The organism is Cellulomonas sp. NPDC057328 (genome assembly GCF_042667215.1).
Classification (GTDB): domain Bacteria; phylum Actinomycetota; class Actinomycetes; order Actinomycetales; family Cellulomonadaceae; genus Cellulomonas.
This window is the reverse complement of sequence record NZ_JBHUZW010000144.1, coordinates 1-9,337: the sequence shown is the minus strand read 5'-3', so window position 1 is coordinate 9,337 and position 9,337 is coordinate 1. Positions and strand designations below refer to the sequence as shown.

Here is a 9,337-nt window from a genome sequence, read left to right as displayed (position 1 = left end):
CGCCTGCGCCGTCGCCCGTGGGCCCTACGATGGCCGCGGTCGAGGGACGACTTCCGAGGACGGGAGGCTCTGGTGACGGTGCGACGAGGCACACGGACGACCCGACGCGCGCGGGCACGGTCCCGCGCGACGGGTGCGGCGGCGGCCGCGCTGCTGGCGGCGGGGCTGCTGACGGCCTGCGCGGGGCACCCCGGCGCGGCGGCGGTGGTCGACGGCGAGGCGGTGTCGACCGACGACCTCACCGCGGCGCTGGACGACCTCACGCCGGTGTACCCGGGGGTGTCGCCGCAGGGCGTGCTGACGATCCTCGTGACCGAGCCGTTCCTCTCCGAGGTGGCCGGGGCGCGCGGCGTGGGGGTCAGCGACGACCAGGCGCGCGCGTTCCTCGAGCAGCAGGCGGTCCAGCAGCTCGGCGAGGAGGAGGCGGCGCGCCTCGACTTCGGCGAGCAGGCCGTGGTGGTGGGGCGGTACTCGCTCGCCGCCGACGCCGTGCAGGCCGCACCGGACGGGCAGGCCGCCGCCGAGGAGTACCGGCAGCTCGTCGCCGACGCCGACATCGAGGTCAACCCCCGGTTCGGCACGTTCCAGGACGTCGGTGTCGCGCCGCCGACCGCGCCGGAGTGGGTCGTGCCGGAGGGCGGTCGCGCACCGGCCGCCGGGGACGGCTCCGGCGGGGACGCGCCCGGCGACCCCGCCGCCACGCCGGCACCGACGTCGTCGCCGCGATGACGACGGGGCGACGATGACCACGGAGCCCCGCGGACGCCGGCGCGGGCGCCACACCACGGACGCCGAGGCCGCCGCGTCGGCGCTCCCGGACGACGTCCCCGCGGCGGCGGCGCCCGCCGCGGCGGCGTTCGGCCGGCTCGTCGCCGTCATGGACCGGCTGCGCTCGCCGGGCGGCTGCCCGTGGGACGCCGAGCAGACGCACACGAGCCTCGTGCCGTACGCGCTCGAGGAGGTGCACGAGCTCGCCGAGGCGGTCGACGCGGGGGACCGCGAGGGTCTGCGCGAGGAGCTCGGCGACGTGCTGCTGCAGGTCGTGTTCCACGCGCGCGTCGCGCAGGAGGACGCCGCGGACCCGTTCGACGTCGCGGAGGTCGCGGACCGGCTCGTCGCCAAGCTGGTCCGGCGCCACCCGCACGTCTTCGGCGACGACGCGGACGCGCTCGAGGCCGGCGACGTGCACCGCCGGTGGGACGACGCGAAGCGCGCCGAGAAGCCGGCGCGGGAGTCGGCGCTCGACGGCGTGCCCGCCTCGCTGGGCGCGCTCGCGCGCACGCAGAAGGTCGCCGGCAAGGCGGTCCGCGCGGGGCTGCTCGACGCGACCGCGGCCGCACCGGCGCCGGACCTGCCGCACGCGGCCGCCGGTGCCGCGGGACCGGCCGACGGGGAGATCCGCACGGACGGTCCCGTGCCGGCGCCCGAGGACCGGGAGGACGTGGACGCGGCCGTCGCGGTCGTGACGGGCACGCCCGAGGGCCACGTGCCGCCCGGCGGCCCGGACGGCGACGTCCCGCCCGGCGTCGCCGACCGCGACGTCCCGCCCGGCGGGGCCAACCGCGACGTCCCGCCCGGCGGCGCCGACCGCGACGTCCCGTCGGACGTGGACGCGGCGCTCGGGGCACGGCTGCTCGCGCTCGTCCTCGAGGCGGAGCGCGACGGCGTCGACGCCGAGGGTGCGCTGCGCCGGGCGGCGGCCGCGTGGGAGGTCGGGCTGCGCGCCGCCGAGCGCGGCGACGCCCCCGACGGCCCCACGCCGTGGCGGTAGGCCCCGCCCGGGACCGAGGTCCGGGGGGACCGGCCGCCGCCGCGACGACGATGGAGCCGCGCCGGGCGACCGCCCGTGCGCGGTGCGACAGCGAGGAGCAGCGATGAGGATCGGCGTCCCCCGCGAGCACCGCCCGGGGGAGCGGCTCGTCGCGGCGACCCCGCGCACGGTCGCCGGCCTGCGGGACCTGGGGCACGAGGTCGTCGTCGAGGCCGGCGCCGGCGTCGGCGCGACGTTCACGGACGCGGCGTACGCGGCCGCGGGCGCGCGGGTCGCGGACGCGGCCGAGGTCTGGGCGAGCGACGTCGTCACCGCCGTGCACGCGCCGCGCCCCGAGGAGCTCGACCTCCTGCGCCCCGGCGCGACGCTCGTCGCGATGCTGCGGCCGCACGTCGACCCCGGCGTCGCCGACCGCCTCGCCGCCCGGGGCGTCACCGGCCTGGCGCTCGACGCGGTCCCGCGCATCTCCCGCGCGCAGGCGCTCGACGTCCTCTCGACCCTGTCCAACGTCGCGGGGTACCGCGCCGTCATCGAGGCCGCCGAGGAGTTCGGCGGCATGTTCGCCGGCCAGGTCACCGCGGCGGGCACGACCCCGCCGGCCCGCGTCCTCGTGATCGGCGCGGGCGTCGCGGGGCTGGCCGCGATCGGCACCGCCGGCAGCCTGGGCGCGCAGGTGCGCGCGTTCGACGTCCGCCCCGAGGTGGGCGAGCAGATCGAGTCGATGGGGGCCGAGTTCGTGCGCGTCGCCGGTGCGGCGCAGGAGGTGTCGTCGGACGGCTACGCCCGCGCGCTGACCGACGAGCAGGAGCGCCTGACCGCCGCGGTGTACGCCGAGCAGACCGCGTGGGCGGACGTCGTCGTGACGACCGCCCTGGTCCGCGGCACGGCCCCGACGACGATCACGGCGGAGATGGTCGCGGCGATGCGGCCGGGCTCGGTGGTCGTCGACCTGGCTGCGTCCGGCGGCGGCAACTGCGCGCGCACCGTGCCGGGGGAGCGCGTCGTCACGGAGGGCGGCGTCGTCGTCCTCGGCTGGACCGACCTGCCGAGCCGGATGCCGCAGCACACGTCGCAGCTGTTCGGCACGAACGTCGTGCACCTGCTGGCGCTGCTGACGCCGGCGAAGGACGGCACCGTCGTCCTCGACCTCGACGACCCGGTGCAGCGCGGGATGACCGTCGCGCACGAGGGCGAGGTGCTGTGGCCCCCACCGCCCGTGGCCGTGTCGGCGGCGCCCGCCCCGGCGGCCGCGCCCGTCCCGGCCGAGACCCCCGAGGAGGCGGCCGCCCGCGCCGCCGCCGCACGGGCCGACGCCCGGCGCCGCTCGCAGCGCCGCGCGGTGCTGTACGCCCTCGGCGCGGTGCTCGCCACGGTCGCCCTCACGCTCGCCCCCGCGTCGTTCGTCGGTCACGCCACCGTCTTCGCGCTCGCGGTCGTCGTCGGCTACTACGTCATCTCGCACGTGAGCCACTCGCTGCACACGCCGCTCATGGCCACGACCAACGCGATCAGCGGCATCATCCTCGTCGGCGCGCTGCTGCAGATCGGGGACGACTCGTGGGTCGTCACGACCCTCGCGTTCGTGGCCGCGACCGTGGCGGCGATCAACATCTTCGGCGGCTTCCTCGTCGCGAGCCGCATGATCACCATGTTCCGCAAGGAGGCCTGACGCCGTGCTGACGTCCCTGGCGCAGGCCGTGTACCTGGTCGCCGCGCTGCTGTTCGTGCTGAGCCTCGCCGGGCTGAGCCGGCAGGAGACGGCCCGGCGCGGCAACGTGACGGGCATGGCGGGCATGGGCCTCGCCCTGCTCGCGACCGTGCTGCTCGCGGCCGACGTCTCCGAGCGGCCCGTCGCCGTCACGCTGCTGCTCGTCGCGATGGCGCTGGCCATCGGCGCGGTCGTCGGGACGTGGCGCGCGCGGCGCGTCGAGATGACGCAGATGCCGGAGATGATCGCGGTCCTGCACTCGTTCGTCGGGCTCGCGGCCGTGCTCGTCGGCTACAACTCGTTCCTCACCGAGGAGCCGGACGCGGTGCACCTCGTCGAGGTGTACCTCGGCGTGCTCATCGGTGCGGTGACGTTCACCGGCTCGGTCGTCGCGTACCTCAAGCTGTCGGGGCGGACCAGGTCGGCGCCCCTCACGCTGCCGGGCCGCCACCTGCTCAACCTCGCGGCGCTCGTGGCGTCCGGCGCGCTGCTCGCGTGGTTCCTCGCGGAGCCGTCCGTGCCGCCGCTCGCGCTCATGACGCTCGTCGCCCTCGCCCTCGGCTGGCACCTCGTCGCGGCGATCGGCGGCGGTGACATGCCCGTCGTCGTGTCGATGCTCAACTCGTACTCCGGCTGGGCGGCGGCCGCGGCCGGCTTCATGCTCGGCAACGACCTGCTCGTCGTCGTCGGCGCCCTCGTCGGCTCGTCCGGCGCGATCCTGTCGTACCTGATGTGCCGGGCCATGAACCGGTCGTTCGTCTCGGTGATCCTCGGCGGGTACGGCGCCGCGGGCGGCACGGTCGTCGCGGGCGGCAGCGACGAGCACGGCGAGCACCGCCAGACGACGGCGGCGGACGTCGCCGCGATGCTGCGGGAGGCACGGACGGTCGTCATCACGCCCGGGTACGGCATGGCCGTCGCCAAGGCGCAGTACCCCGTCGCCGAGCTGACGGCGCGCCTGCGCGCGCAGGGCGTGGACGTGCGGTTCGCCGTGCACCCCGTCGCCGGGCGCCTGCCCGGGCACATGAACGTGCTGCTCGCCGAGGCCAAGGTGCCGTACGACATCGTGCTCGAGATGGACGAGATCGCCGACGACCTGGCGCGCACCGACGTCGTCCTCGTCATCGGCGCCAACGACACGGTGAACCCCGCGGCCCTCGACGACCCGTCGTCGCCGATCGCCGGCATGCCGGTGCTCGAGGTGTGGCGGGCGAAGCAGGTGGTCGTGTTCAAGCGGTCGATGGCCACCGGGTACGCGGGCGTGCAGAACCCCCTGTTCTTCCGCGAGAACACCGTGATGCTGTTCGGCGACGCGAAGGACCAGGTGGAGCGCATCCTCGCGCCGCTGACCACGGCCTGAGCAGGCCGCCTCCGGGTCGTCCCCCGCGCCACCGCGTGCGGGGACGGAAACGGTTCGGCCCTGGTCCCCGGGCGGCGGGGGCGCCTAGCGTCCGCGACATGCTGCCCGCCACCCCGTCCGCACGCACCCGTGCCGCCGTCGCGGCCGTCCTCGCCGCCGTGTGCGTCGCGGCGCTGGCGCTCGTCGCACCCCTCGCGCAGCCGTCGCGGGCGCTCTCGCCGGCGATCGTGCTGAGCACCGGCTTCGAGTCCGACCTCGGCGGGTGGGGCGCGCGGGGCGGCGCGACCGTCGCGCGCACCGCCGAGCACGGCCCCCGCGGCACGCACAGCCTGCTCGTCACCGGCCGCACGGCCCCCTGGGACGGCGCGGCCGTCGACGTCACCGACGCCTTCGAGCCCGGCACGTCGTACCGGATCGGCCTGTGGCTGCGCCTGCCGGCCGGGTCCGCGCCCGCGGACCTGCGGGTGTCCGTGCAGCGCGACGTCGACGGCACGTCGTCGTACGACACGGTCACCACCGTCGCCGGGGTCAGCACCGACGCGTGGACGCAGGTGCTCGGCACGTACGTGCCCGGCGCGTTCGACACCGCGTCGCTGTACGTCGAGTCGACGTCCTCGCTCACGGACGTGCTCGTCGACGACGTCCTCGTCAGCGGCGTCCGGTACACGCCGGACCTGTCGCTGCCGTCCGTGGCGGACGCGCTCGCGGACGACTTCCCGTTCGGCCTCGCGGTCGAGCCGGTCGACCTGCTCGGCGGCCGCGGCGAGCTCCTCGCGCACCACGCCGCGCAGATCACGCCCGGCAACCAGCTCAAGCCCGACGCGGTGCAGCCCACCGAGGGCACCTTCACGTTCGCCGCCGCCGACACGCTGGTCGACTGGGCCGTCGAGCACGGCGTGCGCGTGTACGGGCACACGCTGCTGTGGCACCAGCAGACGCCCGCGTGGTTCTTCCAGCGGCCCGACGGCACGCCGCTCACCACGTCCGCGGCCGACCAGGCCCTGCTGCGCGAGCGGCTGCGCACCCACGTCGAGGCCGTCGCGGACCACCTGCGCGAGCGGTACGGCGAGTTCGGCACCCCGGGCAACCCCGTGTTCGCGTTCGACGTCGTCAACGAGGTGATCGACGAGTCGCAGCCCGACGGCATGCGCCGCAGCGAGTGGTACCGGGTGCTCGGCCCGTCGTACGTCGCCGACGCGTTCCGGTACGCGCGCGACGCGTTCGGGCCCGAGGTGCAGCTGTACGTCAACGACTACAACACCGAGTTCCCGGACAAGCGCGCGCCGTACCTGCGCCTCGTCACGGACCTGCTCGCGCAGGGCGTCCCCGTCGACGGCGTCGGGCACCAGCTGCACGTCGAGGTGGGGCGGTCGATCGCCATGGCGGAGGCGACGATCACCGCGTTCGAGGCGCTGCCGGTGCGGCAGGCCGTCACCGAGCTCGACGTCTCCACCTACCGGGACGCCGGCGAGTCGTGGGCCGTGCCGCCCGCCGACCGCCTGCTCGAGCAGGGCTACTACTACCGCGACCTGCTGGCCATGCTGCGCCGGCACGCGGCGAGCCTGGAGTCGCTGACCGTGTGGGGCCTCGAGGACAGCCGCACGTGGCTGCGCGCGGGCGCGGCGCCGCTGCTGTTCGACGGCGCGCTGCAGGCCAAGCCGGCGTACTGGGGCCTGGTCGACCCGACGCGGATCGCCACCACGCCGACGCCCACGCCCACGTCCACCCCCACGGCGACGACCACGCCGACCGCGACGCCCACGCCGTCCCCCACGCCCACGACCACGACGACGCCGATCCCGCCGCCGCCGAGCCCGTCGGTCACCCCGCCGCCGACGCTGCCGCCGCACCCGACGTGCCGCGTCGCGTGGACGGCGCACGCCTGGCCGACCGGGTACACGGCCAACCTGCGCGTCACGGCGCTGGGCGCCGCGGTCGACGGCTGGACGCTGCGCTTCTCGACGACGAGCAGCGACCAGCGCCTCACGCAGGGGTGGAACGCCACGTGGTGGCAGACGGGCTTCGAGGTGCACGCGCGGGACGCGGGCTGGAACGCGCGGATCGCGCCGGGCAGGTCCGTCGACCTCGGCTTCAACGGCACGCACGGCGGCCGGGTCGACCGCCCGTCGGTCGTCTTCCTCAACGGGCTGCCCTGCGAGAACGCCTGACCGGCGCGGCGCGCGCGGCACGGCCCGCTCAGGCCGGGCGGCGTCCGACCACCACGGTCCCGTCGAGGTCGTCGTCGCGCAGCACGTGCGTGACCCAGCCCGCCGGGAAGGCGGCGGCCGTCACGGGCGCCTGCCGCTCGCCCGTCTCGACGGCCACGTGCCCGCCGGGACGCACCCAGGCGTCCACGCCCGCGAGCAGCCGGCGCTGGACGTCGACGCCGTCGGCCCCGCCGTCCACGGCGACGCGCGGCTCGTGCGCACGTGACTCGACGGGCATCGTCGCGACCGCGTGCGTCGGGACGTAGGGCGCGTTGGCGACCAGCAGGTCGACGCGCCCGCGCAGGTCCGCCGGCAGCGCGTCGAACAGGTCGCCGGTCGTCGCCGCACCGTGGTCGCCGAGGTTGTGCGCGGCCCACCGGACGGCGACGGGGTCGACGTCGGCGGCGTGCACCCGCGTCCCGGGGACGTCCTGCGCGACGACCGTCGCGACGGCGGCGACGCCGCAGCACAGCTCGACGACGACGGGACCCCCGGCGGCCGGCGTCCCCGCGGCCGCGCACGCGAGGTCCACGGCGGCCCGTGCGAGCAGCTCGGTGCGCCGGCGCGGCACGAACACGCCCGGGCCGACGGCGACGCGCCGCCCGGCGAACGCCACCCAGCCGAGCACGGTCTCGAGCGGCTCGCCCGTGACGCGGCGGTCGGCCAGCGCCTCGAGGTCGGCCGCGCCGGTCGCGGCGGCGCGCAGCAGCGCGGCCTCCTCCTCGGCGAACACGCAGCCCGCGGCCCGCAGCCGCGCGACCAGCGCGTCGGGCACGGGGTCCGCGCGGTCCGCGGCGTCCGGCGGCACGGGGGAGCGGGTCACCCCGGGATCCTCGCACCGGCCTCCCCGCCGGCCGCGCACGTGCGGGGCCGGGCGTCCACCAGCCGAAGGTCCTCCGGGTGCCGCCGCGTCGCACGACTAGGCTGACGTCGCATACCCATCCGTCTGTCGAAGGAGCACCATGGCCAGCATCGAGGCCGTCGGCGCCCGCGAGATCCTGGACTCGCGCGGCAACCCCACTGTCGAGGTCGAGGTCGCCCTCGACGACGGCACGATCGCCCGCGCGGCCGTCCCCTCGGGCGCGTCCACGGGTGCGTTCGAGGCCGTCGAGCGCCGCGACTCGGACGACCCCCGCTACGGCGGCAAGGGCGTCGAGGGTGCCGTCAACGCGGTGATCGACGACATCGCGCCGGAGCTCATCGGGTTCGAGGCGAGCGAGCAGCGTCTCGTCGACGCCGCGCTCATCGAGCTCGACGGCACGCCCAACAAGGGCAAGCTCGGCGCCAACGCGATCCTCGGCGTCTCGCTCGCCGTCGCGAAGGCCGCGGCCGACTCGGCCGACCTGCCGCTGTTCCGCTACGTCGGCGGCCCGAACGCGCACGTGCTGCCCGTGCCGATGATGAACATCCTCAACGGCGGGTCGCACGCGGACTCCAACGTCGACATCCAGGAGTTCATGGTCGCCCCGATCGGCGCGACGACGTTCCGCGAGGCGCTGCGCACCGGCACCGAGGTGTACCACTCGCTCAAGTCCGTGCTGAAGAGCAAGGGCCTGGCGACGGGCCTCGGCGACGAGGGCGGCTTCGCGCCGAACCTCGAGAGCAACCGCGCCGCGCTCGACCTCATCCTCGTCGCGATCGAGAAGGCCGGCTTCGTGCCCGGCCAGGACGTCGCGCTCGCGCTCGACGTGGCCGCCACGGAGTTCTTCCGCGACGGCGCGTACCAGTTCGAGGGTGCCGCCAAGTCGCCCGCCGAGATGATCGCGTTCTACGAGCAGCTCGTCGCGGACTACCCGCTGGTCTCGGTCGAGGACCCGCTGTCCGAGGACGAGTGGGACTCGTGGGTCGAGCTCGTCGGCAAGGTCGGCGACCGCGTGCAGATCGTCGGCGACGACCTGTTCGTCACGAACCCGGAGCGCCTCGCCAAGGGCATCCAGCTCAAGGCGGCGAACTCGCTGCTCGTGAAGCTGAACCAGATCGGCACGCTCACCGAGACGCTCGACGCGGTGACGCTCGCGCAGCGCAGCGGCTTCACGACGATGACCTCGCACCGCTCCGGCGAGACCGAGGACACGACGATCGCCGACCTGTCGGTCGCGACGAACGCCGGCCAGATCAAGACCGGTGCGCCCGCCCGCGGCGAGCGCATCAACAAGTACAACCAGCTGCTCCGCATCGAGGAGGAGCTGGACGACGCGGGCATCTACGCCGGTCGCAGCGCCTTCCCGCGCTTCTCGGCCTGACGTCCCACGACGCAGCCGCCCGACGCCCGGTCCGCCCTCGTGGCGGGC

Annotated in this window: 7 protein-coding genes; 6 read left to right on the top strand and 1 reads right to left on the bottom strand. The window is 76.0% G+C overall.

Features of this window, described 5'->3' with window-relative positions; translation table 11 throughout:
- The first annotated feature begins 72 nt into the window (after window positions 1–72).
- The 5 genes from ACFUMH_RS17470 (at window position 73) to ACFUMH_RS17450 (ending at window position 7,007) form a co-directional block, all read left to right on the top strand.
- Window positions 73–729, top strand: coding sequence for a hypothetical protein (locus ACFUMH_RS17470; protein ID WP_378208558.1), 657 nt, complete (start codon window positions 73–75; stop codon window positions 727–729).
- A 13-nt stretch (window positions 730–742) separates the two neighbouring features.
- Complete coding sequence (locus tag ACFUMH_RS17465; RefSeq protein WP_378208556.1) at window positions 743–1,771, top strand: MazG family protein; 1,029 nt, start codon at window positions 743–745, stop codon at window positions 1,769–1,771.
- A gap of 103 nt (window positions 1,772–1,874) precedes the next feature.
- Window positions 1,875–3,440, top strand: coding sequence for a Re/Si-specific NAD(P)(+) transhydrogenase subunit alpha (locus ACFUMH_RS17460; RefSeq protein ID WP_378208554.1), 1,566 nt, complete (start codon window positions 1,875–1,877; stop codon window positions 3,438–3,440).
- 4 nt (window positions 3,441–3,444) lie between these two features.
- Window positions 3,445–4,839: a Re/Si-specific NAD(P)(+) transhydrogenase subunit beta gene (gene pntB / locus ACFUMH_RS17455; protein ID WP_378208552.1), complete on the top strand. Its 1,395-nt coding sequence runs from the start codon at window positions 3,445–3,447 to the stop codon at window positions 4,837–4,839.
- Between the two features lie 98 nt (window positions 4,840–4,937).
- Entirely contained in the window at window positions 4,938–7,007 is a 2,070-nt protein-coding gene (locus ACFUMH_RS17450) for an endo-1,4-beta-xylanase (RefSeq protein ID WP_378208550.1), read from the top strand.
- Window positions 7,008–7,035: 28 nt separating this feature from the next.
- Here the strand turns inward: ACFUMH_RS17450 and ACFUMH_RS17445 are convergent, their stop codons facing one another.
- Entirely contained in the window at window positions 7,036–7,869 is an 834-nt protein-coding gene (locus ACFUMH_RS17445) for a putative protein N(5)-glutamine methyltransferase (RefSeq protein WP_378208547.1), read from the bottom strand.
- A 139-nt stretch (window positions 7,870–8,008) separates the two neighbouring features.
- Between ACFUMH_RS17445 and eno the strand changes: the two genes are divergently transcribed.
- A complete protein-coding gene (eno, locus tag ACFUMH_RS17440; RefSeq protein WP_378208545.1) occupies window positions 8,009–9,289 on the top strand; it encodes a phosphopyruvate hydratase in 1,281 nt (426 codons plus the stop codon).
- Window positions 9,290–9,337: the final 48 nt, after the last annotated feature.

What these genes read in the sequence shown, in the direction of transcription:
- ACFUMH_RS17450 (WP_378208550.1), top strand. Translation starts at nt 4,938, where the DNA reads ATGCTGCCCGCCACCCCGTCCGCACGCACCCGTGCCGCCGTCGCGGCC.
- ACFUMH_RS17465 (WP_378208556.1), top strand. Translation starts at nt 743, where the DNA reads ATGACCACGGAGCCCCGCGGACGCCGGCGCGGGCGCCACACCACGGAC.
- ACFUMH_RS17460 (WP_378208554.1), top strand. Translation starts at nt 1,875, where the DNA reads ATGAGGATCGGCGTCCCCCGCGAGCACCGCCCGGGGGAGCGGCTCGTC.
- eno (WP_378208545.1), top strand. Translation starts at nt 8,009, where the DNA reads ATGGCCAGCATCGAGGCCGTCGGCGCCCGCGAGATCCTGGACTCGCGC.